At 60.6% G+C, this 26,245-nt stretch carries 27 protein-coding genes; 8 read left to right on the top strand and 19 right to left on the bottom strand.

Annotated elements, in window-relative coordinates:
* Window positions 1–9 precede the first annotated feature (9 nt).
* Together JJ869_RS06515 and JJ869_RS06510 are read left to right on the top strand one after the other, a co-directional pair.
* Window positions 10–348: a P-II family nitrogen regulator gene (locus JJ869_RS06515; RefSeq protein WP_292060931.1), complete on the top strand. Its 339-nt coding sequence runs from the start codon at window positions 10–12 to the stop codon at window positions 346–348.
* Window positions 349–384: 36 nt separating this feature from the next.
* Entirely contained in the window at window positions 385–1,695 is a 1,311-nt protein-coding gene (locus JJ869_RS06510) for an ammonium transporter (RefSeq protein ID WP_292265447.1), read from the top strand.
* Window positions 1,696–1,773: 78 nt separating this feature from the next.
* On the opposite strand, the gene mbfA is transcribed toward JJ869_RS06510, so the two are convergent.
* Entirely contained in the window at window positions 1,774–2,748 is a 975-nt protein-coding gene (gene mbfA, locus JJ869_RS06505; protein ID WP_292265446.1) for an iron exporter MbfA, read from the bottom strand.
* Between the two features lie 140 nt (window positions 2,749–2,888).
* On the opposite strand from mbfA, the gene JJ869_RS06500 reads away from it, so the two are divergent.
* Window positions 2,889–3,530, top strand: a complete 642-nt coding sequence (locus JJ869_RS06500) for a TetR/AcrR family transcriptional regulator (protein ID WP_292265445.1) — start codon at window positions 2,889–2,891, stop codon at window positions 3,528–3,530.
* On the opposite strand, the gene JJ869_RS06495 is transcribed toward JJ869_RS06500, so the two are convergent.
* From JJ869_RS06495 to JJ869_RS06480, 4 genes are all read right to left on the bottom strand, one after another.
* Window positions 3,494–4,309 (bottom strand): B12-binding domain-containing protein, encoded by an 816-nt coding sequence (locus tag JJ869_RS06495; protein ID WP_292265443.1) that lies wholly within the window; start codon window positions 4,307–4,309, stop codon window positions 3,494–3,496. The genes JJ869_RS06500 and JJ869_RS06495 overlap by 37 nt on opposite strands.
* Window positions 4,310–4,425: 116 nt before the next feature.
* The gene (locus tag JJ869_RS06490; RefSeq protein ID WP_292265441.1) at window positions 4,426–5,136 is read right to left on the bottom strand and encodes an NYN domain-containing protein; all 711 of its coding nucleotides are present in this window, start codon (window positions 5,134–5,136) and stop codon (window positions 4,426–4,428) included.
* Window positions 5,137–5,208: 72 nt separating this feature from the next.
* Complete coding sequence (gene ggt / locus JJ869_RS06485; RefSeq protein WP_292265439.1) at window positions 5,209–7,014, bottom strand: gamma-glutamyltransferase; 1,806 nt, start codon at window positions 7,012–7,014, stop codon at window positions 5,209–5,211.
* A 106-nt stretch (window positions 7,015–7,120) separates the two neighbouring features.
* The gene (locus JJ869_RS06480) at window positions 7,121–8,233 is read right to left on the bottom strand and encodes an S-(hydroxymethyl)glutathione dehydrogenase/class III alcohol dehydrogenase (protein WP_292265437.1); all 1,113 of its coding nucleotides are present in this window, start codon (window positions 8,231–8,233) and stop codon (window positions 7,121–7,123) included.
* An 87-nt stretch (window positions 8,234–8,320) separates the two neighbouring features.
* Here JJ869_RS06480 and JJ869_RS06475 point away from each other — a divergent pair, with 87 nt between their 5' ends.
* Window positions 8,321–8,587 carry an I78 family peptidase inhibitor gene (locus JJ869_RS06475; protein ID WP_292265435.1) on the top strand — a complete coding sequence of 89 codons (267 nt, stop codon included), beginning with the start codon at window positions 8,321–8,323 and terminating at the stop codon, window positions 8,585–8,587.
* 85 nt (window positions 8,588–8,672) lie between these two features.
* Window positions 8,673–10,340 carry a DNA polymerase Y family protein gene (locus JJ869_RS06470; RefSeq protein WP_292265433.1) on the top strand — a complete coding sequence of 556 codons (1,668 nt, stop codon included), beginning with the start codon at window positions 8,673–8,675 and terminating at the stop codon, window positions 10,338–10,340.
* A 185-nt stretch (window positions 10,341–10,525) separates the two neighbouring features.
* Here JJ869_RS06470 and JJ869_RS06465 read toward each other — a convergent pair whose 3' ends face one another.
* Window positions 10,526–10,708, bottom strand: coding sequence for a hypothetical protein (locus JJ869_RS06465; RefSeq protein WP_292265432.1), 183 nt, complete (start codon window positions 10,706–10,708; stop codon window positions 10,526–10,528).
* Window positions 10,709–11,014: 306 nt separating this feature from the next.
* Here JJ869_RS06465 and JJ869_RS06460 point away from each other — a divergent pair, with 306 nt between their 5' ends.
* Together JJ869_RS06460 and zapE are read left to right on the top strand one after the other, a co-directional pair.
* Window positions 11,015–11,356, top strand: coding sequence for a DUF2794 domain-containing protein (locus JJ869_RS06460; protein ID WP_292265430.1), 342 nt, complete (start codon window positions 11,015–11,017; stop codon window positions 11,354–11,356).
* Between the two features lie 41 nt (window positions 11,357–11,397).
* Window positions 11,398–12,456, top strand: coding sequence for a cell division protein ZapE (gene zapE / locus JJ869_RS06455; RefSeq protein ID WP_292265428.1), 1,059 nt, complete (start codon window positions 11,398–11,400; stop codon window positions 12,454–12,456).
* Window positions 12,457–12,806: 350 nt separating this feature from the next.
* Here the strand turns inward: zapE and JJ869_RS06450 are convergent, their stop codons facing one another.
* The 6 genes from JJ869_RS06450 to JJ869_RS06425 form a co-directional block, all read right to left on the bottom strand.
* Window positions 12,807–13,454 (bottom strand): LysM peptidoglycan-binding domain-containing protein, encoded by a 648-nt coding sequence (locus JJ869_RS06450; protein ID WP_292265426.1) that lies wholly within the window; start codon window positions 13,452–13,454, stop codon window positions 12,807–12,809.
* The gene (locus JJ869_RS06445; protein ID WP_292265424.1) at window positions 13,451–14,035 is read right to left on the bottom strand and encodes a rhodanese-like domain-containing protein; all 585 of its coding nucleotides are present in this window, start codon (window positions 14,033–14,035) and stop codon (window positions 13,451–13,453) included. The genes JJ869_RS06450 and JJ869_RS06445 overlap by 4 nt, the downstream gene beginning before the upstream one ends.
* Window positions 14,036–14,142: 107 nt before the next feature.
* On the bottom strand, window positions 14,143–15,420 hold the full coding sequence (locus JJ869_RS06440) for a folylpolyglutamate synthase/dihydrofolate synthase family protein (protein ID WP_292265422.1): 1,278 nt from the start codon (window positions 15,418–15,420) through the stop codon (window positions 14,143–14,145).
* The gene (accD, locus tag JJ869_RS06435; RefSeq protein WP_292265420.1) at window positions 15,417–16,352 is read right to left on the bottom strand and encodes an acetyl-CoA carboxylase, carboxyltransferase subunit beta; all 936 of its coding nucleotides are present in this window, start codon (window positions 16,350–16,352) and stop codon (window positions 15,417–15,419) included. The genes JJ869_RS06440 and accD overlap by 4 nt, the downstream gene beginning before the upstream one ends.
* Before the next feature lie 66 nt (window positions 16,353–16,418).
* The gene (locus JJ869_RS06430; RefSeq protein ID WP_292265417.1) at window positions 16,419–17,333 is read right to left on the bottom strand and encodes a DMT family transporter; all 915 of its coding nucleotides are present in this window, start codon (window positions 17,331–17,333) and stop codon (window positions 16,419–16,421) included.
* 74 nt (window positions 17,334–17,407) lie between these two features.
* Entirely contained in the window at window positions 17,408–18,148 is a 741-nt protein-coding gene (locus JJ869_RS06425) for a sulfite exporter TauE/SafE family protein (RefSeq protein WP_292265415.1), read from the bottom strand.
* A 184-nt stretch (window positions 18,149–18,332) separates the two neighbouring features.
* Between JJ869_RS06425 and JJ869_RS06420 the strand changes: the two genes are divergently transcribed.
* Window positions 18,333–19,475, top strand: coding sequence for a hypothetical protein (locus JJ869_RS06420; protein ID WP_292265413.1), 1,143 nt, complete (start codon window positions 18,333–18,335; stop codon window positions 19,473–19,475).
* A 23-nt stretch (window positions 19,476–19,498) separates the two neighbouring features.
* On the opposite strand, the gene JJ869_RS06415 is transcribed toward JJ869_RS06420, so the two are convergent.
* From JJ869_RS06415 to JJ869_RS06385, 7 genes are all read right to left on the bottom strand, one after another.
* Window positions 19,499–19,876, bottom strand: a complete 378-nt coding sequence (locus JJ869_RS06415) for a hypothetical protein (protein ID WP_292265411.1) — start codon at window positions 19,874–19,876, stop codon at window positions 19,499–19,501.
* Between the two features lie 9 nt (window positions 19,877–19,885).
* A complete protein-coding gene (locus JJ869_RS06410) occupies window positions 19,886–20,650 on the bottom strand; it encodes a DUF6478 family protein (RefSeq protein WP_292265456.1) in 765 nt (254 codons plus the stop codon).
* A 71-nt stretch (window positions 20,651–20,721) separates the two neighbouring features.
* A complete protein-coding gene (locus JJ869_RS06405) occupies window positions 20,722–21,282 on the bottom strand; it encodes a dihydroxy-acid dehydratase (protein WP_292265409.1) in 561 nt (186 codons plus the stop codon).
* A gap of 125 nt (window positions 21,283–21,407) precedes the next feature.
* Window positions 21,408–23,171: a dihydroxy-acid dehydratase gene (ilvD, locus tag JJ869_RS06400; protein ID WP_292265407.1), complete on the bottom strand. Its 1,764-nt coding sequence runs from the start codon at window positions 23,169–23,171 to the stop codon at window positions 21,408–21,410.
* A gap of 170 nt (window positions 23,172–23,341) precedes the next feature.
* Window positions 23,342–24,664 (bottom strand): FAD-binding oxidoreductase, encoded by a 1,323-nt coding sequence (locus JJ869_RS06395; protein ID WP_292265406.1) that lies wholly within the window; start codon window positions 24,662–24,664, stop codon window positions 23,342–23,344.
* Complete coding sequence (locus JJ869_RS06390; RefSeq protein WP_292265403.1) at window positions 24,661–25,479, bottom strand: ABC transporter permease; 819 nt, start codon at window positions 25,477–25,479, stop codon at window positions 24,661–24,663. The genes JJ869_RS06395 and JJ869_RS06390 overlap by 4 nt, the downstream gene beginning before the upstream one ends.
* On the bottom strand, window positions 25,476–26,245 hold a 770-nt coding region (locus JJ869_RS06385), incomplete at its 5' end, for an ABC transporter permease subunit (protein ID WP_292265401.1). The genes JJ869_RS06390 and JJ869_RS06385, both read right to left, overlap by 4 nt.

Below are 26,245 nucleotides of genomic sequence, written 5' to 3'. Positions count from 1 at the left end.
GGGACCAAGGTGAAGTTCATCATAGCGACAATCAAGCCATTCAAGCTTGAAGAAGTCCGCGAGGCGCTCACAGACATTGGCGTCCGCGGCATGATGGTAACCGAGATCAAGGGGTTCGGATCTCAGTCCGGCCACACCGAGATTTACCGTGGCGCAGAATACGCGGTGAACTTCGTGCCAAAAATCAAACTCGAAATCGTGGTCGCCGCCGACATGGCCGACCAGGTGATCGAGACCATCACCAAGACAGCCCGCACCGGCAAGATCGGCGACGGCAAGATCTTCGTGCTCGATGCGCAGCAGGCCATTCGCGTGCGCACAGGCGAAACCAATGGGGATGCGCTCTGAACAGGCGCTGTGACAGAGATTAGGGGACACATACAGATGAAACTACTCAAGACACTCCTGCCCGCTGCCGCGCTTGTTGCGCTGCCGGTTATGGGCATGGCTCAAGAGGCCGCCGCGCCGACCATGGACGAGGTTGGACCGTATATCTTCACCACACTCCTGTTCCTCATGGCAGGCTTTCTCGTGTTCTTCATGGCCGCCGGCTTTGCCATGCTCGAAGCGGGCCTTGTCCGTTCCAAGAACGTGGCGATGCAGCTGACCAAGAACATCGCGCTCTTCTCGATTGCAGCCATCATGTACTGGCTCGTTGGCTTCAACACGATGTATCCGGGCGACTTCAACGGCTTCTTCGCGATTGGTGGCCAGACCGTTCTTGATCCGGTCGGAGTTGCTGCTGCGGATGCCGCGCTTGATTACGCGTCTGTTGGTTCCGACTTCTTCTTCCAGCTGGTGTTCGTTGCCGCAACCGCGTCCATCGTGTCGGGTGCCGTGGCCGAGCGCATCAAACTGTGGCCTTTCCTTGCCTTCGTGGTCGTTCTGACCGGTCTCATGTACCCGATCTCCGGCTCCTGGCAGTGGGGTGGCGGCTGGCTGTCCGAAATGGGCTTCTCCGACTTCGCTGGTTCGACCGTCGTGCACTCCGTCGGTGGCTGGGCTGCTCTGGCTGGTGTGATCGTGCTCGGTCCGCGTATCGGTAAGTATAAAGACGGCCGTGTGAACCCGATCCCGGGCTCCAACCTGGCGCTCGCAACCCTCGGTACATTCATCCTGTGGCTCGGTTGGTTCGGCTTCAACGGCGGCTCGCAGCTTGCCATGGGCACCGTGGGTGACGTTTCCGACGTGTCGCGTATCTTTGCCAACACCAACATGGCCGCAGCGGCTGGTTCCGTGACTGCCCTGATCCTGACCCAGATCCTCTACAAAAAGGTCGACCTGACGATGGTTCTGAACGGCGCTCTGGCGGGTCTCGTGTCGATCACAGCTGAACCGCTTGCTCCGACACTCTTCGGCGCGCTCTGGATCGGTGCTGTCGGTGGTGTGATTGTGGTCTTCGCAATCCCGTTCCTCGACAAGCTCAAGATCGACGACGTTGTCGGCGCCATCCCGGTCCACCTGTTTGCAGGTATCTGGGGCACCATCGCCGTGATCTTCTACGGTGAAGCAAGCCTGATGACTCAGCTGACCGGTATCGTGGCTTACGGTGTGTTCACCTTCGTCGCCTCGCTGATCCTGTGGTTCATCCTGAAAGCAACCGTGGGTATCCGCGTCAGCGAAGAAGAAGAGATCAATGGTCTCGACATGGTTGAGCTGGGCATGGAAGCCTATCCCGAATTCTCCAAAGGCTGATCTCCTCCTTCCAATCAGCCTTATGTGACCAACTGCCCGGGCGTTCGCGCCCGGGTTTTTTGTTGGCTGAAGGGCGCTTTACCCGCTGCCGATCAGAACGCCTGCCGCAAAGACCAGCGCTCCGCCCAGAACAACCTGGAAAGCCGCGCGGAAGAACGGCGTGTCCATGTATTTGTTCTGAATCCATGCAATCGCCCAAAGTTCGATGAATACCACGATGAACGCTGTCACGGTCGCGGTCCAGAAATCCGGAATGAGGTAGGGCAAGGCGTGCCCGAGCCCGCCGACGGTGGTCATGATGCCAGACGCAAAGCCCCGCTTGATCGGCGACCCGCGTCCTGAAAGCTGGCCATCATCCGATGCCGCTTCGGTAAAGCCCATCGAAATCCCAGCACCCACCGACGCAGCAAGGCCGACCAGAAACGTGGTCCATGTGTCCTGCGTCGCAAATGCGGTGGCAAAAATGGGCGCAAGCGTGGACACCGACCCGTCCATCAAACCGGCCAGCCCCGGTTGCACCCAGGTCAGCACAAACTGACGTCGTGCATTGTTTTCCTCGCTGGTGCGCGAGTCCTCGTCCAGATGCTGCGCCTCGAGATGCTCTGCCGTTCTCTGATGCCCGGCCTCAGCCGCAGCCAGATCACCCAAAAGCTTGCGCGTCGCAGCATCGGTGCTGCGTTTGGCGGCGGCCATATAGAATTGCTCAGCGTCATGTTCCATCGCCTCGGCTTCGGCGCGTATGCGCTCGATCCCAAGGCTTTCCATGAGCCAGACAGGCTTGCGATTGTAATATCCCGCCACGTGTTCACGCCGGATCAAGGGGATCACGTCGCCGAACCGATCTCTGTGCAGATCAACGAGCCGTTGGCGATGACCATCCTCTTCGACGGCCATCCCGTCAAAGATCGCTGCTGTGGATGGATACTCGGCTCTCAGCCGCTCTGCGTAGGACCGGTAAATCCGTGCGTCGTCTTCTTCGGACGAGATCGCCAGAGCGAGAATTTCCTGTTCCGATAAATCTGAAAACCGGCGACGGTTGAAAGAAAAAAGCATATCGAAAGAACCTCTATTCCTTGCAGTCATGAGGTTTGACACAGAACGCGCCGCTTGTTTTCGGGCGTTCCGGTCACACATCTCCACTTGCGAGACTAAACCGATCTGTTTAGCTTTTGAACGCGACATAAGGGATGAAAATGGCAACGGCGCAGGCGCAAATCCGAAAAGGCCGAAAGTTCGATCAGGTGGTCGATGGCGCGCGGGAGATTTTCCTGCGTGACGGCTTTGAAGGGGCCAGCGTTGACGACATCGCCCGGGCTGCTGGCGTGTCCAAGGCAACCCTTTACAGCTATTTCCCCGACAAACGGCTGTTGTTCATGGAAGTGGCGACGCGCCAGTGCGAGGAGCAGGCGCGCATTTCCATCGAAAAGATCGACAGTTCCCGTCCGCCGCGCGAAGTGCTCACCTGCGTGGCGCAACAGTTTCTTGGGTTCATCTATTCGGACATGGGGCAGCGCATTTTCCGCATCTGCGTCGCGGAGTCCGACCGCTTTCCGCTGCTCGGTCAGGAGTTCTACCATTCCGGCCCGATGATCTTGCGCGCCGCTGTCGTCGAGTACCTCAAGCAGGCGGAAGGCCGCGGCGAACTGCGCATCGAGGATTACAACCTCGCCGCTGATCAGTTCGCGGAGTTGTGCAAAGCCGATCTTTGGCCCAAACTGCTGTTCGGGATCATCCAGTCCGTTCCCGACCACGAAATGAATCGTGTGATCGACGGTGCCGTCACGACCTTCCTTGCGCGCTACGGCGCAGAGGACGCCGCGCGCAACACCGCCTGATAGAGCGATTCCAGCGTCTCCTGACAATGCGCCATTGACGCTGCAGCCGCGTCCGCCCCGGTGCGAATGGCAATGTCCCTGTCGATATGCACGATGTTGCCGCTGATAAAGATCAACGACCGCGGTGCGGCGATCCGCAACTCGACAATGGTCCGGGCCAGCGCCCGTACACGATCCGCGCCTGAGGCCGACAGACCGATGATCGGATACCCACCATCATGGGCAATCTTGCACAGATCGGTTTCGGTGCGTCCGACCTGCAGGTCGATATGCCATCCCTTGTTGCGCAGGATATCCGCCGCCATCGTCACGCCAAGAACGTGCTGCTCTCCGGGGGCGGTTGCAAACAAAGCCTCCCGATGTCCCCGAACAGGAACCGGCGGCATGGTCATTCTGAGATCGCGCAGCATGTGCAACATCCGGCCCGCCGCAATGGCCGTGTCACTGAAATGGATGATGTCTTTTTCCCACCACTCGCCAAGCCGTGTTGCAGCTGCGGCAATGTAGGACAGGCACAGCTTCTCATGGGTCGCGCCGCGTTCCCGCGCACGCAACAGAATGCGGTTGGCCTCGTCCGCCTTTGGTTCCAGCAGAGCAATACAGAACGCGTCCAGATCAACATCGCTGATGTCCGGGTTCGCCTTGCGCGAGATGTACGACAATCGCGTGATCACCTCTTGTGCCATCACAAGAAGGGACGCATCGGAAAGCCGTCTGTCCTGGCCGTGCATATCGTCGTCGATTGCACGGACCAAGATTGGTGTGTCTACAGTTAGCATAGTCGGGTCTCCAACGCGCCTAGCGCAGAAACCCCTCGTCCCCAGACGAAGCATGGCATGCCGAAAGGCTCACGGCAATGACTCATCGGTCGCTGCCACCAAATGACCCGCACGGGTTAATCCCGCCGGCGCACCATGAGCTGATTGTTCGATCCGCGTTTGACCTCAAGCACTTTCATGTCGGTGACAAGGTCGCTCAGTTTGCGTTTGCCGTAGGTGCGGGTGTCAAAATCCGGGTTGGCGGACACGATGTGCTGACCCAACTGGCCAAGACGGTACCATTCGTCATCCTGGTCGATGGCATCCATCGCCTTTAGGATCAGGGTGCGCGCCTCGTTCAGGTTGCCTTTTGACGCCGGTTTGACAGTGCTATTTTCCGACTCCGGCCCACCTTCGAGGTTTTCGAGGAAAATGAACCGCTTACAGGCCCGCCGGAACGCCTCGGGTGTTTTTTGCATGCCCATCCCGTACACATCGAGTCCCTGTTCCCGAAGCCGTTGCGCCAACCGCGTGAAATCGCTGTCGGAACTGACCAGTACAAACCCGTCGAACCGTCCGGTATGCATCAGGTCCATCGCGTCAATCACAAGCGCAATGTCGCTCGCGTTCTTGCCCACGGTGTTGGCGGGCTGGTGATGCGGCACGATCCCGAACTCGGCCTGCACCTTGGACCATCCCGACATCTGCTGGCTGGAAAAGTCGCCATAGCACCGCCGCACGCTGGCTTCGCCCAAGGATGCGATCTCTTCGAATATCGCCGCTGAGTATTTCGGAGAGGTGTTATCGGCGTCGATCAGGACGGCCAGCAGCGGAGGATTGTCGGACATAGAAGGCCACCTTGTCTGTTTTGGGTTGGCAGAGCAGGGGCAGCGGCTCTGTACCATTGCCCCTGTCAAGGATCACTCGCCCAAGGCAATGCCTTCGCGTCGGGGATCAGCCCCACCGCGCAGCGCGTCACCCACACTGATCGCATGCAACCCTGAGTTCAGCGAGGTGACATTGACCTCGAACCCCAACTCCGTCAGGGGCGCCTCAAGCGTGGTCAGCGGTGTTTGGGCTTCGATGTCGAAGGTGCCGAACCGGTTGACCAGATGGGGCATCGCAACGGCTTGTTGCACGTCCATGCCCCAGTCCACATGCGCAATGATCGCCTGTGCGACATAGCCGATGATCCGGCTGCCGCCTGGTGACCCGATCACAAGCGACGGAGTGCCATTGGTCATCACGATGGTCGGAGCCATGGATGATCGGGGCCGCTTGCCCGGCTCAAGGCGGTTTGCAATGGGCCGTCCGTCGGAATGGGTGCGGAACGAGAAATCGGTGAGTTCATTGTTCAAAAGGAACCCCCGCACGAACAGCCGCGATCCAAACCCGTTTTCGATGGTCGTCGTCATCGACAGGGCATTGCCATAGCTGTCCACGATCGAGATATGCGAGGTCGACGGCAATTCGAGGCTTTCGTCGGGCGCAAGATCCATCGCGTGGTCCCATTCGGGATTGCCCGGTGTCACTTCTGGCAAGGCATCGTCACCTTGCAGGAGTTGACCGCGCTCTTGCAGGTAGGTGGGGTCCACAAGGCCTTTGGTCGGCATCGGCACGAAATCCGTGTCCGCCATGTACAGACCGCGATCCGCGAAAGCGAGCCGCGACGCATCCCCGATCAACCGCCACGCCTCGGCGCTGTCCGGTCCAAGTGCGGCAAGGTCGAAAGCATCCAGCATGCCAAGGATCTGCCCAATCGTCAGTACGCCGGACGAGGGCGGACCCATTCCACAGATCTCATGCGCACGGTACGGTACGCAAACCGGATCACGTTCCTTGACCGTGTAAAGTGCCAGATCGGCGCTGGACAGCACGCCGGGGTTGCCTGCCGCGGTGCGCACCGCCGCCACGATGTCTGACGCGATCGGGCCGGTATAGAACGCTTCGGCACCTTCGGCTGCGATCAGGCGCAGCGTGTTTGCATAGTCGGTATTGACCAATGTGCTGCCCGCTTCGATCGCCGCGCCATCCGGGAAGAAATAGTCTTGCGTCGCTTTGAAACGTCCGAGCCGGTTGGCATCACCAGACACAAGATCAGCCAGACGTGGAGATACGGTGAACCCACCTTCCGCCAAGGCAATCGCCTCTGAGAACAATCCAGCCCAGTCGGACCGTCCCCATTTGTCATGCGCCGCCTGCATGAGCGCCGGAGTGCCGGGTGTGCCGACGGACCGCCCGCCGACCACCGCATCGAAAAAGCCCATCGGCTCTCCGTCAGGTGTCTGGAACAGCGTCGGCGTCGCTTCAAGCGGTGCTGTTTCGCGCCCGTCCAGCGTGGTCACCGCGCCACTGTCAGCGTCGTACCAGACCAGAAAGGCCCCGCCACCAAGGCCCGAGCTTTGCGGCTCGACCAGCCCCAGAACCGCCTGCACGGCGACCATCGCATCCGCTGCTGTGCCGCCCTCGCGCAGCAACCGTGCACCCGCCTCCACGGCAAGCGGGTTTGCGGCAGCAACCATCCAGTTCTGCGCTTCCACAGGCGTGCCCGCGTGTTTGGCGGCAAGCGCAGCCAAAGCTGCGTCTGAGAGGGTGCCAAAGGTGCTGCCTGTCTCGGTCGCGGCCTCCGGGGCCACCGCATCTGCGGTCTGTTGAGCGAATGCAGGCGTGCCCGCCAGAGCAAGCGCCAGCGCGACCGCCAATGGCGATCCGATCTTATTGTGCATGATCAAAACTCCCTTGTTGAAATAGCTGATCTGCGCGCGGACCCAGCCGCACGAGACTTCAATCGGAAATCGAGAAAGCCCGGAGCGTTGGCCCCGGGCGTTCAAATCAGTATATCACAACAGACCGGATGCTTTCTCCTGCATGCATCAGGTCGAAGCCCTTGTTGATGTCATCCAGAGGCATGGTGTGGGTGATCATCGGGTCGATCTCGATCTTCCCGTCCATGTACCAATCCACGATCTTGGGCACGTCCGTACGCCCGCGCGCGCCACCAAAGGCCGTGCCTTTCCATGTGCGCCCGGTGACAAGCTGGAAGGGACGTGTCGCAATCTCGGCTCCGGCGGGGGCCACCCCAATGATGATGCTCTCACCCCAGCCCTTGTGCGCACATTCCAGCGCGTCGCGCATGACCTTCACGTTGCCGGTCGCATCAAAGGTGTAATCCGCACCGCCCTTGGTCAGATTGACCAGATACGGCACCAGATCGCCGTCTACCTCTTTGGGGTTCACAAAATGTGTCATGCCAAAGCGTTCCGCCATCGGCACCTTGTCTGGGTTCAGGTCAACGCCGACGATCTGATCGGCCCCGGCCAGACGCAGTCCCTGAATGACGTTCAGACCAATGCCGCCCAAACCGAACACGATGGCGCGGCTGCCGATTTCGACCTTGGCGGTGTTGATGACCGCACCGATGCCAGTGGTGACGCCACAGCCGATGTAGCAGACCTTGTCGAACGGCGCGTCCTCGCGGATTTTCGCAAGCGCGATCTCGGGCAGAACCGTGTGGTTCGAAAAGGTTGAACATCCCATGTAATGCAGGATCGGCGTGCCATCGAGCATCGAAAAGCGGCTGGTGCCGTCGGGCATCAAACCCTGACCCTGGGTCGACCGGATCGCCTGACACAGGTTGGTCTTGGGATGCAGGCAGTATTCGCATTCGCGGCATTCCGGGGTGTAAAGCGGGATCACATGATCGCCGGGTTTCAGGCTGGTGACACCCGGCCCCACTTCGACGACAACCCCAGCCCCCTCATGGCCGAGAATCGCCGGAAACATGCCTTCGGGGTCGGCGCCTGACAGTGTGAACTCGTCGGTATGGCAAATCCCGGTCGCCTTGATCTCGACCAGCACCTCTCCGGCGCGGGGGCCGTCAAGGTTCACTTCCATGATTTCCAAAGGCTTTCCGGCTTGAACGGCAACGGCGGCGCGTGTGCGCATGGTGACTCTCCCTCGTTTGTTTCTCAAAACCTTGCGGGAAAGCGCGGGGTTTGCAAGCATTGGCTTGGATATTGGAAAGGTTTCTCTATGCGGATTTATTCGATCTTTGGTCTGTGTCTTGCGCTCGCGGCCTGTCAGGAAGTCACTGTCGCGGAAAAACCGACGGAATCCTGCGGCGCGGAAGAGATGTCTCACTTGATGGGGCTGCAACGCGCTCAGCTGGAAAGCATCGCGTTCTCACAACCGCATCGCATTCTGGGTCCGGACGACGCGGCGACGATGGATTTCCGGGGCGAGCGGGTCAATTTCGCGCTGAATGACAGCGGCACGGTGGTGCGCATCTACTGCGGCTGATCGCGGCGCGGTGCGCTGGGATCTCGACTCGCCGGGCAGTAAGGATATATAGAACAAAAAAAGAACAAACGCTGCCGCGAGTCTCATGCCCAATCGTCGTATCCTGTCCATCTGGTTTCCCCGGCTGGCCGCCGAACGCCATATCCGGCGCGACCCCAATCTGGGGGAGGTGCCCTTTGCCGTCGTCCGCGATGTGGGGCAAGCGCAGGTGCTCGCGTCCCTCTCTCCTTTGGCGCAGTCGGCGGGTCTCTACGAGGGTCAGCCGCTGCGCGATGCCCATGCCATGTGCGCCGACCTGCTCACCCGGCTGTCGAACCCCCATGCTGAGGCGGCGTTTCTGGGCGTGCTGCACCGCTGGGCGGGCAAGTTTTCCCCATGGGTCGCCCGCGAGGCGCCGGACGCGCTGGTCGTCGATCTGACGGGATGTGCGCATCTGTTTGGTGGTGAGGAACCTCTCGCGCTGCAGGTCGAACAGGATTGCGTAGATCTGGGCCTGTCGGTGCAACTTGGCATCGCCGACACGCTGGGTGGGGCCTGGGCGCTGGCACGGTTCGGCGGTGGGCAGGGGGGCGACCATCACCGCAATGGCGACGCCATCGACCAAGAGGCGCGCGCCACCCGGTCCCGCGCGGGCAAGCGGCGGCACTGGGAACGCGGTGGCGCGGCCCCTGCGGTCACGCTGGCCCCTGTGCAGTCGCGCGCGCGCATCGCTGCTCCGGGCAAGACCTATGATGCGCTGGCCCCTCTGCCGATTGCCGCGCTGCGTCTGGAACAGCACACGATGGCGCAACTCTCGCGCCTTGGTCTGCGCCGGGTGAAAGAACTGGTGGATCAACCCCGCGCCGGTCTTGCCCGCCGCTTTGGGCGCGGGCTGGTGGCGCGGCTCGATCAGGCGCTGGGCGCCTTGCCTGAACCGGTCAGCCCGGCGCCACCCCCCGACCGCTTTGCCACCCGCATGAGCCTGCCCGATCCCATCGGGCTTGAGGAAGACGTGATGGCCGCCATCGACCGGATGCTGCCCCGGCTCTGCGAAGCGCTGCGCAAGAAGGGACGCGGTGCGCGCACGCTCCGGTTCGAGGCGTATCGCGCCGATGGCACGATGCAGTGGATGAATGTCACGATGGCCAAGCCTTCGGACGATCCTGATCACATCCGCCCACTGCTGCGGCTCAAGATCGAAGATCTGGATGCAGGCTATGGCATCGACATGCTGCGGCTCGAAGCGGTGCTTCACGAACCGATCCACCTGCGCACCGCGTCAGGCCATCTCGAGGCGGCAGAGGCGGGTCGCGCGCGTATGGCGGGGCCGAAACCCGGATCGCTCGACACGTTGATCGGGCGGCTGGGCACACGGCTGGGAGTCGAGGCGATCACCCGCGTGCAGCCTGCCGACAGTCACATCCCGGAAAAGACTTGGGTCACCGTGGCGGCCGCCTGGTCCGATCCGGTGACGGACTGGCCGCAGCCCACCAAGTCACGCCCGCTGCGGATGTGGGCACCAGAACCGGTGATGATCCCGGATGTGCCGCGCCTTCCTGACGTGTTTCGCTGGCGTGGCAAGGATCACAGGGTGCACAGCTCTCGTGGCCCCGAACGCATCGCACCGGAGTGGTGGCTTGACGATCCCGCTTGGCGCAGCGGGCAGCGCGACTATTGGGATGTGATCACCGCCGAGGGGCACCGCTTTTGGCTCTTCTATGCGCATGGGGCCGCGAAATCCTCGGGATGGTTCTGCCAAGGGGCCTTTGCGTGATCTGGGGTGGCCGGGCGAAATGCTTTGACGCATTTCGGTCTTTTCTTCAAAGAAAAGAGCCCACCCATCTCGGAACGACTATGCATTAACAAAAGGTTAAAAGGCCCGATCCGGTCCTTTTGTTTCGCGCGCGAAACATTGGGTCCGGACCGGACCTGTCAGGCCTTTGCGGTCAAGGCGTTGGTTCAGCTTTGGTTCGCGCCGCGCATCTGACGGATGCTGCCCCGGATCGAGCGCCAATAGGCGGCCTCGTCCATGTTGCCGGCATCGGTGAATTCATTCTCACGCTGTGCGGCTTCCGCCTCGGCCCTGTCTCCATGAGCGCGGTAGAGCGCCCGTGCGATTTCGCTGGCTTTGACCATGTCCATGGCATGTCCTCCTGTGCCGTGCGGCGATGAGGCGTCCAACCGGACCGAATTTCCGTGCCGGGCGTGCAGCCTGCCCGACCGGCATCTGTCGGCCGGATCGAACCGGCCCCGCAGCCCCGCCTCGCGCGACGGCTGCCATCGCCTAGGACTGCAACACTACACCCGATGGCGCTTTCGATCAAACTTTGGGCCACGTTCGCTGCGAAACCCTGCTCATGGGCCGCATGCAAGACGGATTTGCCACGCTGTCGGGCGGCGGTCTTCAAAACGCTTGATTTACCCGCGAGCCTGACCACATCATGACATATGAACAGTATCACGCCGTTCCCTCAGCTCCATTCAACGCCCGAGCAGGTCGCTTTTCACCGGACCGAGCTGACACTGATATTGTCGCTCTATGGGCGCATGGTCGCTGCTGGTGAGTGGCGTGACTATGGTATCTCGACCCTGCGCGATGTGGCAGTGTTTTCCGTCTTCCGGCGCACTGCCGAGAACCCGCTCTATCGCATCGAAAAACGCCCCAAGCTGCGCAACCGACAGGGGCAATACGCCGTGATCGGGATCGACGGTCAGGTTCTCAAGCGCGGGCATGACTTGGGTACTGTGCTGCGGGTTCTCGAACGCAAATTGATCCGCGCGGTCGAATAACGCCTCTCCACAATCGCAGTAAGACGCGCTAATCGGCGGATATGACGACCTTACCCGAACTCTATGCCACGCGAGTTGCCAAAGGTGCTCTGACCCGAGATCCCGCGCAGGAAGCGGCATTGCCGGAGTTCGAGCGCATCCGTGCCGAACTGGCTGTTCCTGTGAAAAAGGGTCTGTTTCGCAAAGCACCGGAGCCGCCGAAAGGGCTTTACCTTTGGGGAGGCGTTGGGCGTGGCAAGTCGATGCTGATGGATCTCTTCGTCGAAACCCTGACGGTTCCCGCGCGCCGGGTGCACTTTCACGCCTTCATGCAGGAAATCCATGCGGCCATTCACAAGGCCCGTCAGGACGGGGTCGAGGACGCGATCAAGCCGGTGGCGAAGTCGGTGTCGGACTCGGTTCGTCTTTTGGCCTTTGACGAGATGCAGATCACGGACATCACCGATGCAATGATCGTCGGGCGGCTGTTCGAAAAACTGTTCGCTGCGGGCGTCGTGGTTGTCACCACATCGAACCGGGTGCCGGATGACCTCTATAAGGACGGGCTGAACCGCCAGATCTTTCTGCCCTTCATCGACATGCTCAAGACTCGCATGGTGGTGCATGAACTGGCGTCACCAACCGACTACCGGCAGGATCGACTGGCTGGCGCTCAGGTCTATTTCGCGCCGAACGATGCAGCCGCCAAGGCCGAGATCAGCCGCATCTGGCAGGAACTCACGGGCGGGGAGCAGCATAGTCTTACGCTGCATGTCCAGGGCCGCCAGATCGAACTGCCGCGTTTTCACAACGGGGTGGCGCGGGTAAAATTTTATGACTTGTGTGGGCGGATGTTAGGTCCGGCGGATTACCTTGCGCTGGCCGATGCGGTGCGAGTGCTGATCATCGAAGACATCCCGCGCCTGAGCCGAAGCAACTTCAACGAGGCAAAGCGCTTTGTGACACTGATTGACGCGCTTTACGAGGCGAAGGTGCGGCTCATCGTGTCAGCAGCGGCCGAACCGGAGATGCTCTATATCGAGGGCACCGGAACATTCGAGTTTGAACGCACCGCCAGTCGCCTGCGCGAGATGCAGGCCGAGGGCTGGGGCGACGTGTGAGACAAAAAAGAGGTCCCGAAGGACCTCTAAGGCTGCTCGATAATTCTCGCCTGTGTTCAGGTCCTTGCTATACCTTACGTCGATGGTGGCGCGAGGGGGCGCCCGAGGAGTCTTGGAGGTCTTGGTGGTCGTGCCGTGTGGTGTTCCCAATCACGCGGGGGCTTAGGAAAGCCGACTTGATACGCTTTTGGGCACTTGAAAACACCTAAACATCCCCCGTTCCGTGTTCGCTTACAAAGCAAGTCACGAACTCTGACAATGTTGTGCCATAGTGATTCGCACCGGTCAACATTTAGGTGACTCGGGCTACATTTTTTCCAACTGTAGCGGGTGTGGCTAGATGTTGGGGGTTATCGTACGGGCAATTTGAGCACCATTCCCGGCTTCAGACTGTCCGGGCTGGACATGATGCCGGTGTTCTGCCGGAAGATCTCGTTTGCCATTGATCGATCGCCGTAAAGTTCGATTGCAATGCTCAGCAGAGTGTCGCCCGGGCGTACGAAATATGAGCTTGCGGTCGGGAAACGGGGCGCATTTGTGCTGACCGGTTCGATCTGGGTGACCTGAGGTGCCGTGGTCTCGGTTGGAGCCTTGTTGGCGATGCTGCGCTGCACCACGCTATAGAGCAGACTGCCGGGTTGGCCGGGTGCAGGTGCTTCGCCAGTAGTGACGGATTTCAGGTTCGAGATGGCGCTGAAGGTCATGTCGCGCATGTTGGTCGGCTGATCCGGAGCCTGCGCAGAAGTGACGATCTGAGGTGCAGGCGCCGCTGTCGGCACAGGCGTCGGGGCGACGGCCACAGGTTCGTTCACTACGGGCGCGGGTGTCATCGGATCGGCCACGCGGGTGACAGTTGTCGGCTGATCCGTCTCAAAATCCGACTGCGCATGGCGCGGCGAGCCCGGCTGGAACACGATAAGGATGATGGTCAGGGCGATGAACGCTGTCCCCATGAGGGCCATCCGGATCAGACCTGCGCTTTTGGTTGTCTGCATCATTGTCCCACCGAGATATTTAGGCCAAGCGCGCTCCAGGTCGAAGCACCTCCGCGGTAATATTTGATCTTGTTGGCCGGATATCCCGCACCCAGAAGGTGCTGGATCGCATCTCGGGCGGCGCCGTCATCGGGGCCGCTGCCAAAGATCACCAGTGAAAACGCCCCCGCAAAGCTGGGCGAGGATTCCGGATTGACCACGCCCAAGGCAGACAGAAGATCAGCACGGTAGGGGTTGTCCGGAAGAAAGGTTGCGACGGGCACATTCACCGCGCCGGGTACCGATCCGGACGAGAACGTGCCAGGCATACGTACATCGACCAAGAGACCCGAGCCCGTGCTGACGAATTTTTGCAAAAACCCGATGACTTCGAGTTCACCAAGCGTTTCGACCCCGGCTGCGGCTGTCATCGGTTGAATACAGGAAGACGGGCAGGATGGGCCGCTGCGGGTCACGGTCATTTCCGCCCCGTTCATGGTGAACGAGAACGCGCTTGCGCTTTCCGTGATCGCCGCAGATTGCGCGATCAACGGGCTGCCTGCAGCAATACTTGCTGCAATGACGGCGCGCCGTACTGATACCATGGTGCCACCTACTTGCCCCGCTTTTGCGGGGCACTGCTCTTTTTTATCGATATATAGGCGGTTTACGTCGTTTTGGTCAATATAAAGTGACCCAACCGATATTTTGGTCAACCAATCAGCCGCAGAACATGGCCTGCAAGGTAAAGCGATCCGCAGATCAGGACGCGGGCTTGTGGTTCGGTCGCTGCGATTTGGGTCAACGCGGTTTCCACGCTCTCGGCTTGGTCCGCGATCAAACCGACATCCTTTGCCGCTTTTTCGGTGTCATCGGCGCTCAGAGTGTTGGCTTCGCCCGGAATGGAGATGGCTGTGAGGTGATCGGCCACGCCTGCCAAAGGACGCAGGTAGCCGCGCACATCCTTGGTGTTGAGCATCCCGCAGATCAGGTAGGTTGGCCGCTTGGGCAAACCGCGTAGGTGCAGGGCCAGCGCCTCGCCCGCCGCCGGATTGTGGCCTCCGTCGAGCCAGAGGTCTGTTTGCGGCGCAAGCGCGTTGAGCGATGTGCCCTTGAGGTGCTGCATGCGGGCGGGCCAGTAGGCGTTCTGAACAGCCCCGTCAAAGGAGGCCTCGGGCATGTTGAGGTGCCGAAGTGCGGCGAGTGCTGCGCCTGCATTCTGGATCTGGTGCTGGCCGGGCAGGTTGGGGAGGTCGAGGTCGAGCAGGCCGGTTTCGTCCTGATAGACCAACCGCCCACGTTCCTCAGAGACGTGCCAGTGTTGGCCATAGGCAAGTAGCGGTGCGCCAAGACGCGCGGCTTGGGCTTCGATCACCTCCATCGCGTCTTCGTGCTGAGGGCCAACGACGCAGGGCACGCCGCGCTTGATGATCCCAGCTTTTTCACCCGCGATCTTGGCGAGCGTGTCACCGAGGAAGCCTTCGTGGTCCATCGACACCGGGGTGATGATCGTCAGCGCGGGCTGATCGATCACGTTGGTGGCGTCGAGCCGCCCGCCAAGACCAACCTCAAGCAATGTGTAATCTGCGGGCGTTCGTGCAAAGGCCAGAAGGGCGGCGCAGGTGGTGATTTCGAAATAGGTGATGTTTGCGCCGTCATTGGCGCGGTAACATTCGTCGAGCACCTCGGTCAGGTGCGCCTCGGTGATCAGGTCACCGGCAAGGCGGATGCGTTCGTGAAAGCGCGCCAGATGCGGAGACGTATAGGCGTGGACGCTTTTGCCAGCGGCTTCAAGCCCGGCGCGGATCATCGCCTGGGTCGATCCCTTGCCGTTGGTTCCGGCGATATGGATCACCGGCGGCTGTTTGCGTTCGGGATTGTCGAGCGCGTTCAGCAGCGTCCAGACGCGGTCTAGGGTGAGGTCGATCACCTTGGGATGAAGCGACATCATCCGGTCAAGGATGACGTCCGACCCGATTTGTGTGCTCATGATGTTTGGTCAGACGGCGGTGTGGGGGCCACCGGCGTGGGCTCGGCAGGAGAGGGCGCGGGCAGGTCGCCCGCGACGGGCGGTGGCATATGCATCAGCATGCGGATGATCTGCACCAGTTCCTCGCGCATCTTGCGGCGGTCGGTGACGCGGTCGAGCATGCCGTGTTCGAGCAGGTATTCCGCGCGTTGGAACCCTTCGGGCAGTTTTTCGCGGATCGTCTGTTCGATCACGCGGGGACCGGCGAAACAGATCAGCGCACCGGGTTCCGCGATCTGGATGTCACCAAGCATCGCGTAAGACGCCGTCACACCGCCCGTCGTGGGATGGGTGAGGACGACGATATAGGGCAGGTTCGCCTCTTTCAGCATCTGCACCGCGACGGTGGTGCGGGGCATTTGCATGAGGCTCAGGATGCCTTCCTGCATGCGCGCGCCCCCGGCAGCGGAAAACAGCACAAGCGGGCGGCGGAGTTCGACTGCTTTTTCGGCGGCGGCGATGATGGCGTTGCCGACATACATGCCCATGGAGCCTGCCATGAAGCTGAAGTCCTGCGCGGCGGCCACGATGGGCGTGCGGCCGATTTCCCCGGTGACGACAAGCATCGCCTCTTTCTCGCCCGTTGCCTTCTGCGCGGCCTTCATGCGGTCGGGGTATTTCTTCTGGTCGCGGAACTGCAGCGGATCAGCAAGGGGTTCGGGAACCGAGACTTCGGTGAAGATGCCGCCGTCGAACAGGCCCTGGAACCGTTCGCGCGGGGTGATGTTCATGTGGTGGCCGCAATTGGAGCAGACGTTCAGATTGTCCGACATTTCGCGGTGAAACAGCATGGTGCCGCACTCGTCGCACTTGACCCAGAGGTTCTCGGGGATCTCGCGGCGCGAAAAGATCGAGTTGATCCGGGGTCGGACGTAGTTGGTGATCCAGTTCATGCAGTGCGGCTCCCGTCACCCTGTCTTAGCTGGACGTGATCTAAGACCCATTGGGCGGAAATGCAATCAACCGTGCGGCGTGAGGTTTGATCGGGCGGGACCACGTTTGACGCCCAGTTGGCGCTCGCGCCAGATGATCAGGACGCCTGCACCGACGATCACCACCGAGCCGATCAGAGTGTGAATGGTCGGGATCTCGTCGAAGATCGTATAGCCGATGATCAGGGCGAAAAGGATGGACGCGTAATCGAAGGGAGCGATCACCGCAGCCTCGGCATTACGGTAGGCTTCGGTCAGCAGGATTTGCGCAACCCCGCCGATGAACCCAGCACCGATTAGCTGGCTGGCGGTGAGCGCGTCGGGCATGACCCAGCCGAAGGGCGAGGTGAGAAGTGACAGGCAGGTTGCGGTGACGGCAAAATAGAACACGACAGACGAGGTGGTTTCGTGCTGCACCAGCTTACGGATATGCACATGCGCCAAGGCCTTGAACGCGGCAGACGCAAGAACCAATGCCACCCCCCACTTGGCGGAGGTTCCCATCGACTCGTTGCCCAGCTGTGGCAACATCACGATCACCACGCCCACAAGACCGATGATAACGGCCGACATTCGCACCAACCGTATCTTTTCGCCCAGCAGCAGGGCGGCGAAAACCACAGTCAAAATCGGCGCAGCATACCCGAGGACTGTGACCTCGGGCAGTGGCAGGAGTCCGAGCGCCGCAAATCCACAAGCCATGGCGCTGACGCCGATCAGGCCGCGCCAGAAATGTCCTGCGAGGTTGCGAGTGCGCAAGCCGGTGGCCAGTTCGCCGCGCAGCACAAGCCAGCCAAGAATGACCGGAATGGCAAAGAAGGATCGGAAAAACACCGCTTCGCCCGGTGGGACAACATCGGAACTGGCTTTGATCAAGGCCGCCATGATGACGAAGAGCAAAACAGCGCTGAGCTTCAGCACCATGCCGCGCAGCGGGGACATAGGTTCTCCGGGTCGGGGTTACCCTGACAACCTGCCCGCACAGTGCGGGAAGGTCAATCCGAAGGCCCTGTCAATCAAGCGACCAAGACTTCGTAGAGCAGTTTGAACGACACCAGAGCCAGAGCAACCTCGATCAGGATATAAAAGATGCGTTCGGGCAGGGCGCGCGAAATCATGGATCCGCTCCAGGCTCCGGCGAGGGCGAAAGGGGCAAGCCACATCGCCTGTCCGGCGCTGTCCCATGTGATCTGGCCCGCCATAATGAAGGGAGGGACTTTGATCAGGTTCACAATCGAGAAAAAGATCGCGTTGGTTCCAAGATAGACCATCTTGTCGAGCTTCTGCGGCAGCACATAGGCCTGATAAGGCGGCCCTCCGGCATGGGAGATATAGCTGGTCAGACCTGCCATCGTGCCCCAGAACAGCCCTCGTGGCACATCCGCAGGACGCGGTGCCACTGGAGTTTTCGACAGGCGTTTGTGCAGCGCCGTTGCGAGGTAATAAAAGCCAATCCCGGCCACCAGGAGCTTACCCGCATCGCCCGGGACATAAGATATCGCTGCAAACCCGATGAGGATTCCGACAACCGCGCCGGGCAGAAGGATCACGAGATTGCGCACAGAGAATGCTTTGCGGAACAGGTATATCGCGTACATGTCAGCGACGATGTAGATCGGGAGCAACAAGCCGGCTGCAATTGCCGGGTCCATGAAGAGCGACATCAGCGGGACTGACAGGATCGCGATCATCGGCACGCCGCCTTTCGACAACCCCATCAGAAAGGCTGCAAGTGCAGCGACGATCCAGTATTCCACTCAAGGCCTCATGCGTTTCCCAGCAACTGGTTTCATGGAAACCGCCGGAATGAAAGGCCTCTGCGGCGAGTGCTTGATTGTGCGGTCGGCGTGCCGATAAGTGTGACCTCCATCCAGAAGACAGTCAGGCGCACAGATGCTGAATGCAGCCATATTGACGGTAGTCATTGCGACAGGCGTTTTGTTGGCCTCTCCGAGACTGGCGAAATCGACTTTGTGGCGGGCAACGATCACGCCCCTGGCGTCGATCATCGGCAGCGGGTTTCTGGTGCTTGGTCCGATCCTCGAGGTGAGTTTCGGCTTGTTCGCACCTCTTGTCATGCTGGCGTTAACTGCCGTGGCCTATGCGTTTGGTGCCTCGATCCGGTACAATATCCGCCGCATGGACATGGGTCGGGCGCGGAGTCTGGTCGTCGAGCGGATCGAAAAAGCGGCGTCGGTGGTGTTGGCCTTTGCCTACGTGATCTCCGTCGCTTATTACCTGAACCTCTTCGGGTCATTCGGTGTCAGTCTGACGTCGCTCGACTCTGCGAATGACACGCGCGTGCTGACGACGGCGGTTTTTGCCGTGATTCTCTTTGTTGGATGGACGAAAGGCTTTGCCGCACTGGAACGGATGGAGCAGGTCTCGGTCGGATTGAAGCTGACCATTATCGCAGGCCTTCTTTTCGGGTTGGCCGTGCATTTTGCAGAAACGGTGCGGTCCGATGGGATCCTGTTAAATCCGGCGCAAGTCTCAGGCTGGTCTGCGTTGACGCTGGTGTTTGGTTTGATCGTCACTGTGCAGGGTTTCGAGACCTCCCGCTATCTGGGCGACACATATGACGCCAAAACGCGCATCCGTTCGATGAAGCTCGCACAGATTGTGTCAGCGGTGATCTACGTCGTCTACATCGTCCTGCTGGTCTATGCGTTTGTTCCCGGAACCATCGAATTGGATGAAACTGCAATTATCGGGATGATGCAGATTGTTGCGCCAATCCTGCCGGTGCTGCTGGTGGCTGCAGCGCTGAGCGCGCAGTTCAGCGCGGCGGTGGCGGATACGAGCGGGTCCGGTGGCCTGATCGCAGAGATCAGTGGCAATCGCGTTTCCCCGAGACTGGCCTATACGCTTCTTGTCGCGGTCGGTGTGACCCTGACATGGAGCTTCAACATTTTCGAGATCATCTCATACGCCTCGCGTGCTTTTGCGGCGTATTACGCGCTTCAGGCGATGATCGCCGCGATCACGGCGTATGCGGAGCGTCGGCACGGAGCAGCAAGCGCCTTTGCCGCTTTGGCATGTCTTGGCATAGGGATCGCGCTGTTCGGGCAGCCCGTCGAATAGTCAGGCAGACATTGTGCCGTGCCTTATGCGGTTTCGCGGCAATGCCTGCGGAAGGATCGCTTGAGCATGTCCAGTTCGGCGCGGAGCAGGGACATCTCGGCCCGGATGTCTTCGCCTGCGGCATCGCCTGCGATGATCGAAAAACTGCCAAGCGCCTGACCAAGCGACGATTCCGAGATCATGAAAGTATGTACGCCGTCCGCCAGCAGGTTCGCGGGCACCAGCACCTTGAGCAGCCAGGAGCCCGGATCGGGAAGAGGTTCGAGAGACACGTTCGCGATGGATTTGTCATGCACACGGACATCGACCTTTGGGGTGGGGCTGTCGTCGGTGTCGCCGGCGATCACACCTTCCCAGACGCCTTCGAAGAAACGGGCTTTGGACATGGAATACGCGGTCATGATCGGTCCTCACATCTCGGCACGGGGGCGACGGCTGAAGAACAGGTCGCGCAGGATCACCTGGCTCATTTCGGGATTTTCAAAGATCAGATCAATCCAGACCTTTTCGACGCGCTTTTCATTCAGCTTTGTATAGGCAAGGTCGAATTCCACTGCGAGTTCGCGATCGTTCCGGGGCAGTTCGCGGACGATCTGTTCGGTGTTCGGCCCGTGCTGAATATTCAGGCGGGCAAAGATTTCCAGCGGGCGTTCCAGTTCGACGATCAGGTCGCAGCGGATCAGGTGCCTGCGTTTGAGGTCTGCCGTCGCGCTTGCGGGAAGGTCGATCACAAGTGACAGGTACGAGCCGTCAAAGCGGAACACATCGCGGCGCAGACCGTAGGCCGCCAGATCATCGGCGCTGTTGTTGCGCAACTGGCGCAAGGTGAGTTCGGACTGATTGCAATCGTGGAAAAGCGTGACCTCGCGACCTAGCATGGATTTGTTCTCGACCGAGGAGATGCCTTGCACTGGCAACGGCCCGCACCAGATTTCGGGTCGCCAAGACCAGTCTGCATCAAAGGGGATTGGAACGGACTGGTTTCCAAGAACGGGAAGTGCGAGGCGGTCGTCTGCAATATGCAGCAATTCATCCAGAAAATACTTCAACCGCCGCGCTGCGGCCCGGTTGCGGCGCAGATCGCGCAGGTCTGCCTTGCGTGCCGTTTCGGCCCAGCGGCGGAACCGCCGGAGCGCAGATTGCTCGATCACACGATCAAGAAGACCGGGTTTCATTTCCGTCATGAGCTGCTCGCCCCTGATGATGCCCTTTGTCCGTCACTGGTTCGTTCCGGTTGGCGACCATATTACAGATCGCTGCTTGCAAATAAACGGCCAAGTCGCGCGGCAAGTGGATCAACTGTCGATTGCGACTGTTCTGCACTTTCGGGTGTGTCCCGAAGCGAATTAGCACGAATGGTTGAAGAAACCGTATTCAGGAACGCGGCCCCTTGTGTGCCAAGGAGGGGGCTGTCTTTGGGCGCATAAAGTGTCACGCCGATCAAATGCGGCCCGATCACGAAGGCCCCACGCCAATGGTTGGGATCGCTGCCGACAAAAGCAGTTTCGCCACCGGTGGCCATTTGCCCCGCGGCAAGTGCGCTGAGTTCGCGGCTTTGCAAAAGTTGTGTACCTAGCGCCTCGGCGAGTTCTTCGGGGCTCGGCGCCGCGCCAGGTGCGGGGCTGACCGTAACTGTCATCAGAGCTGGTTCAACGATGGGGCCGTCTTGCCCGCCCGACATGATGTTGCAGCTTGCGATGGCCGCAAATCCGCCTGCCGAGGTGTTTTTCAGCGTGGTCGGGTCAATACAGTAGCCGTCCGGCCCTTTGACGATGATGTCGCCCCGTGCAAGCCGGGCCATGGTCATCAAGTCTGCGCCGTCGGAGCTGTCGGTTTGGAGCAATGACATACGTCCGAATGTGCCGGTCTCAGCGCATCCGGTCAGATATGCCGCGCCCAAGAGCGCGGCATAGAGGGAGATACGTGCGCTGATCAAAGATCCGAATAAACGTGTTTTTCGCCTTCGGCGCCCGGATGGGTGACCGCACCCTTGTAGGTCGGGCCAACCAGCTTGGCGAATTTCCAGATCGCGCCAGAGGTGTAGATCGTCTCGCGCGGGCCGGCCCAATCCGCCTTGCGCTGGGCCAGTTCCTCGTCCGACAGATCGACAGTGAGCGCCCCGTTGACCGCGTCGATGGTGATCATGTCGCCATTCTTGAGCAGCGCGATGGGACCTCCCTGCGCCGCTTCAGGCCCGACGTGACCCACACAGAAGCCGCGGGTCGCGCCAGAGAAACGCCCGTCTGTGATGAGCGCAACCTTCTTGCCCATGCCCTGACCGGACAGCGCAGCAGTGGTGGACAGCATCTCGCGCATGCCGGGGCCGCCTGCCGGGCCTTCGTTGCGGATAACGATGACTTCGCCTTCCTTGTACTCGCGTGCTTTTACGGCGGCAAAGGCGTCTTCTTCGCATTCGAACACGCGTGCGGGGCCGGTGAAGACCTGATCTTCGGCCTTGATGCCTGCGACTTTCACGATAGCGCCTTCAGGGGCCAGGTTGCCTTTGAGGCCGACCACGCCACCGGTCTTGGTGATCGGGGTTTCGATCGGGTAAATCACCTTGCCGTCTGCTTCGCGCTCGATGCGGTCAAGCTCCTCGCCGATGGTGCGGGTGGACGCGGTGACGCAATCCTCGTGGATCAGGCCTGCCTTGCGCAGTTCCTTCATCACCACAGGGATGCCGCCTGCATCGTAAAGGTCCTTCGCTACATAAGCGCCGCCCGGCTTGAGGTTGACGAAATAGGGCGTGTCGCGGAAGATCTCGCAGACGTCTTCAAGGAAGAACTCGATCCCGGCCTCATGGGCGATGGCGGGCAGGTGCAGGCCTGCGTTGGTCGAGCCGCCTGTACACGCCACCACGCGGGCGGCGTTTTCCAGCGCCTTGCGGGTAACGATGTCACGTGCCTTGATGTTCTGTTCGATGAGATCCATCACCGCGCGGCCCGATGCTTCACCATAGGCGTCGCGGGATTCGTAGGGTGCAGGCATGCCGGAAGAGTTGAAGAGCGCGAGGCCGATGGCCTCGGACACGCAGGCCATGGTGTTGGCGGTGAACTGGCCACCACAGGCACCGGCGGACGGACATGCGACGCGTTCGAGCATATCGAGCGCCTTGTCCGACATCTCGTTGTTCTGGTGACGGCCAACCGCTTCGAACATGTCCTGAACGGTCAGATCGCGGGACCGGAAGTCAGCGGGGATTTCTTCGACCTGCGGGGCACGGCCCGGCAGGATCGATCCGCCGTAGATGAAGACGGAAGGCACATTGAGGCGCACCATTGCCATCATCATGCCGGGCAGGGATTTGTCGCAGCCGGCAAGGCCGACGACCGCATCATAAGAATGGCCGCGCATCGTGAGCTCGACCGTGTCGGCAATCGCCTCGCGCGAGGCGAGCGACGAGCGCATGCCTTCATGGCCCATTGCGATGCCGTCGGTCACGGTGATCGTGGTGAATTCGCGCGGGGTGCCCATCGCCTGTTTCACACCCATCTTCACGGCCTGCGCCTGACGGTTCAGCGCGATGTTGCAGGGTGCGGCTTCGTTCCAGCAGGTGGCGACGCCAACCAGAGGCTGGTGGATTTCCTCCTCGGTCATGCCCATCGCATAGTAATAGGACCGGTGCGGCGCACGTTCGGGACCTTCGGTCACATGACGGCTGGGCAGTTTCGACTTGTCGAATGGACGCTTGAGCATGACGCTCCTCCCTGAAATCCTTGTTCGCACCGGAATAGCGAACAGGGGAGAATGGCACAAGAGATTGGACGGGGCGTAAGCCATTTCGAAATGGCTTGGTGCAAGCGCGTTCGGACGCGCTTGAGACGCGGTTGGGAAACCGCGTGTCTGCCGCCTTTCGAAAGGCGGCCTTACCGGTCGAACAACGCGGCTGCGGCGTAGGCGGGTGCCAGCAACAAACGGCGCAACGACCCCAATGGGAAACGTTCCGGTGGGGCCGAGAGAAACGCGGGAAACGGATGGCGGTGTGGACGGCCAATCACAGTGTCAGCCAATCGCGCACCCAGATAGCTTCCCATGGCCACGCCGTTGCCGTGATAGCCCATGGCTGCAAAGAGACCGGGGTGGTCGGGGACAGGACCGGCAAACGGGGTGAGACGGCGCATCAGGCAGACAAGACCGGACCATTCATGGGTGATCTCGATATTCCGCCATTCGGGGAAGAGCGCGTGAAAGTCTGCGCGGATTTTACGTGACAGACGGGCCTCGGCATCGGGTGTTGCCCGCAATCCGCCGCGCATGCCGAAGAGGAAGCGCCCGTCGGGCATCAGGCGGAAATAGTGCAGCAGGATGCGGCTGTCATAGCACATCTGAAGGCTTGTCCAGCCCTGATGGGCTTGCTCGCTTTGGGTGATCGGGCGGGTGACGATGATCGTGGATTGCACAGGAAGGTAGCGGGCGCGGAGCCAGTCGGGGATATCCTCGGAGGAGTAGCCATTGGTGGCGAGGATGACCTTGTCGGCGGTGATTGTCCCGGTGGGTGTGGCCACGCGCCATGACGCGCCAGTTCGTGTGATCGACTGTGCCGGGGTTTTCCCGAACAGACGTGCACCGCCGGATTGCGCGGCGCGCGCCAATCCTGCGTGATACTTGGCCGGATTCAGAGCAAAGCCGATAGGCGTGGTGATACCGCCATGAAACGCACCACCGAGGCCGCGCTGGCGGAGTTCTTCGGCAAGGATGATCTCGGGCGTCACACCGTACATTGCCTTGGCATCGTCTGCGCTGGCCCGCAGGTCCCGCATGGCCTTGGGCGAATGCGCCAAGAGCGTTTCGCCGTCGGAATGGCGGTCTGCGTCAACCTGGTGGTCCGACAGAAGTGCGTCCACATGGTCTACCGCGGCGCGTTCGGCCTTGTGCCACGCGTTGCGCTGATCACTGCCGAAGCGCTGTGCGAGCAGCGTGCTGCCGAGTTTCGAGCCGCCAAGGCAGCAAAAGCCCCCATTGCGTCCGGACGCGCCCCAGCCGGGCTGTTCGGCATCAATGACAGTTGTCTCGACACCCGCGTTTGCCAAGGTCAATGCCGCGTTCAGCCCGGTAAAGCCGCCGCCGATGATGGCGACCTCGGTTCTGTGGTCGCCGTCAATCTGTGCTTGGGCCAAAGGGGGCGCGGTATCACGCCACCAGCAGGTGTCAGGCGTGCGATAGGCCGCCGCTTCGTAGATGCGCCTCATGCAGGGCGTTCGGCCATGCGCTCGTCTCGGGCCTGCCGGACAGCGGCCTGTTTCGTGATGAGTGACGCGGTGATCACACCGATGGTGACAATCGCGATCATAATGGTTGAAAGCGCGTTGATTTCCGGGCTGACGCCGAGGCGGACGGCCGAGAATATCTTGATCGGCAGGGTGGTGGCCGACGGGCCGGTGGTGAAGCTCGCAATCACGAGGTCGTCCAGCGACAGGGTGAAGGCCAAGAGCCAGCCAGAGATTACGGCAGGTGCGATGATTGGCAGCGTTACCAAGCGGAACGCCTCAAATGGAGAACAGCCGAGATCCAGCGCCGCCTCTTCCAGAGATTTGTCAAAGGTGACAAGGCGCGACGACACGACGACCGACACGTAGCACATGGAGAACGTGGTGTGGGCAAGGACGATTGTCAGGACACCCCGATCCAGCCCGATACCGATGAACAGTAGCAGGAGCGACAAACCGGTGATCACCTCGGGCATCACGAGGGGTGCATAGATCATACCGGAAAACAGCGTGCGGCCTCCAAAGCGGCCCCCACGGACCAGAACATAAGCGGCCATCGTTCCCAAGATCGTGGCGATGGTCGAACTCATCACCGCAACCTTGATTGTGACCCAGGCTGCGTTCAGGAATTCCTCGTTGCGGATCAGTTCGCCGTACCACTGGGTCGAGAACCCCGCCCAGACCGTCACAAGCTTGGACGCGTTGAAGCTGTACACCACAAGGATGATCATCGGGATGTAGAGGAACGCAAAGCCCAGCGTGAGCGCTGTTGCGTTGAACCAGGAAAACCGTCTCATCCTTCGGCCTCCCGCTGTTTTTGCTCGTTGCGCTGGAACAGGATGATCGGGATCACGAGGATCAAGAGCAGGATCACTGCCACCGCCGAGGCCACGGGCCAGTCGCGGTTGGAGAAGAACTCCTCCCACAGCACTTTACCGATCATCAACGTGCCCGAACCACCCAGCAGCGACGGGATCACGAACTCGCCGATCACCGGGATGAAGACAAGGAAACAGCCCGCGATGATACCGTTCTTTGACAGCGGGATTGTCACCAGCCAGAAGGCGCTGAGGCGCGAACAGCCCAAGTCTTCTGCGGCCTCGAGTAGGCTGTCATCCAAGCGTTCCAATGCCGAATAGATCGGCAGGATCATGAAGGGCAGGTAGGTGTAGACGATGCCGATATAGACGGCGGTGTTGGTGTTCAGGATCGTCAGTGGTTCGTTGATTACGCCAAGCCAGAGCAGGAACTGGTTCAGCAGGCCTTCGTTCGACAGGATCCCCATCCACGCGTAGACCCTGATCAGGAAGCTGGTCCAGAAGGGCAGGATCACCAGCATCAGCAGCGTCGGGCGCCATTCGGGGGCGGAGCGTGCCATGGCATAGGCAATCGGATAGCCGACAATCAGCGTCATCACTGTTGAGGTGAGCGCGATCTGGAGCGAGCTGAGATAGGCTTTCCAGTAAAGATCGTCGGTGGTCAGGAACCAGAAGTTCTCAAAATCCAATTCGGAAAAGAACGTTCTCAGACCGTCCCATCCCGCAGACAGATCAAGCTGCGGGA

The organism is Marivita sp. (assembly GCF_017643905.1).
GTDB lineage: Bacteria > Pseudomonadota > Alphaproteobacteria > Rhodobacterales > Rhodobacteraceae > Marivita.
The sequence above is the reverse complement of the archived record's forward strand: the minus strand, read 5'-3'. Positions and strand labels throughout refer to the sequence as shown.

Bases quoted from the DNA above. Each gene is read 5' to 3' on its own strand.
- ggt (WP_292265439.1), bottom strand. From the start codon at position 7,014: ATGCACAATAAGATCGGATCGCCATTGGCGGTCGCGCTGGCGCTTGCT.
- JJ869_RS06465 (WP_292265432.1), bottom strand. From the start codon at position 10,708: ATGGACATGGTCAAAGCCAGCGAAATCGCACGGGCGCTCTACCGCGCT.
- mbfA (WP_292265446.1), bottom strand. From the start codon at position 2,748: ATGCTTTTTTCTTTCAACCGTCGCCGGTTTTCAGATTTATCGGAACAG.
- JJ869_RS06500 (WP_292265445.1), top strand. From the start codon at position 2,889: ATGGCAACGGCGCAGGCGCAAATCCGAAAAGGCCGAAAGTTCGATCAG.
- ilvD (WP_292265407.1), bottom strand. From the start codon at position 23,171: ATGCTCAAGCGTCCATTCGACAAGTCGAAACTGCCCAGCCGTCATGTG.
- JJ869_RS06390 (WP_292265403.1), bottom strand. From the start codon at position 25,479: ATGAGACGGTTTTCCTGGTTCAACGCAACAGCGCTCACGCTGGGCTTT.
- JJ869_RS06445 (WP_292265424.1), bottom strand. From the start codon at position 14,035: ATGGTATCAGTACGGCGCGCCGTCATTGCAGCAAGTATTGCTGCAGGC.
- JJ869_RS06430 (WP_292265417.1), bottom strand. From the start codon at position 17,333: ATGTCCCCGCTGCGCGGCATGGTGCTGAAGCTCAGCGCTGTTTTGCTC.
- JJ869_RS06475 (WP_292265435.1), top strand. From the start codon at position 8,321: ATGCGGATTTATTCGATCTTTGGTCTGTGTCTTGCGCTCGCGGCCTGT.
- JJ869_RS06410 (WP_292265456.1), bottom strand. From the start codon at position 20,650: ATGAAACCCGGTCTTCTTGATCGTGTGATCGAGCAATCTGCGCTCCGG.
- JJ869_RS06510 (WP_292265447.1), top strand. From the start codon at position 385: ATGAAACTACTCAAGACACTCCTGCCCGCTGCCGCGCTTGTTGCGCTG.
- JJ869_RS06480 (WP_292265437.1), bottom strand. From the start codon at position 8,233: ATGCGCACACGCGCCGCCGTTGCCGTTCAAGCCGGAAAGCCTTTGGAA.
- JJ869_RS06450 (WP_292265426.1), bottom strand. From the start codon at position 13,454: ATGATGCAGACAACCAAAAGCGCAGGTCTGATCCGGATGGCCCTCATG.
- JJ869_RS06395 (WP_292265406.1), bottom strand. From the start codon at position 24,664: ATGAGGCGCATCTACGAAGCGGCGGCCTATCGCACGCCTGACACCTGC.
- JJ869_RS06490 (WP_292265441.1), bottom strand. From the start codon at position 5,136: ATGTCCGACAATCCTCCGCTGCTGGCCGTCCTGATCGACGCCGATAAC.
- accD (WP_292265420.1), bottom strand. From the start codon at position 16,352: ATGAACTGGATCACCAACTACGTCCGACCCCGGATCAACTCGATCTTT.
- JJ869_RS06405 (WP_292265409.1), bottom strand. From the start codon at position 21,282: ATGACCATGGCCCGGCTTGCACGGGGCGACATCATCGTCAAAGGGCCG.
- JJ869_RS06415 (WP_292265411.1), bottom strand. From the start codon at position 19,876: ATGACCGCGTATTCCATGTCCAAAGCCCGTTTCTTCGAAGGCGTCTGG.
- JJ869_RS06440 (WP_292265422.1), bottom strand. From the start codon at position 15,420: ATGAGCACACAAATCGGGTCGGACGTCATCCTTGACCGGATGATGTCG.
- JJ869_RS06470 (WP_292265433.1), top strand. From the start codon at position 8,673: ATGCCCAATCGTCGTATCCTGTCCATCTGGTTTCCCCGGCTGGCCGCC.
- JJ869_RS06495 (WP_292265443.1), bottom strand. From the start codon at position 4,309: ATGCTAACTGTAGACACACCAATCTTGGTCCGTGCAATCGACGACGAT.
- JJ869_RS06460 (WP_292265430.1), top strand. From the start codon at position 11,015: ATGAACAGTATCACGCCGTTCCCTCAGCTCCATTCAACGCCCGAGCAG.
- zapE (WP_292265428.1), top strand. From the start codon at position 11,398: ATGACGACCTTACCCGAACTCTATGCCACGCGAGTTGCCAAAGGTGCT.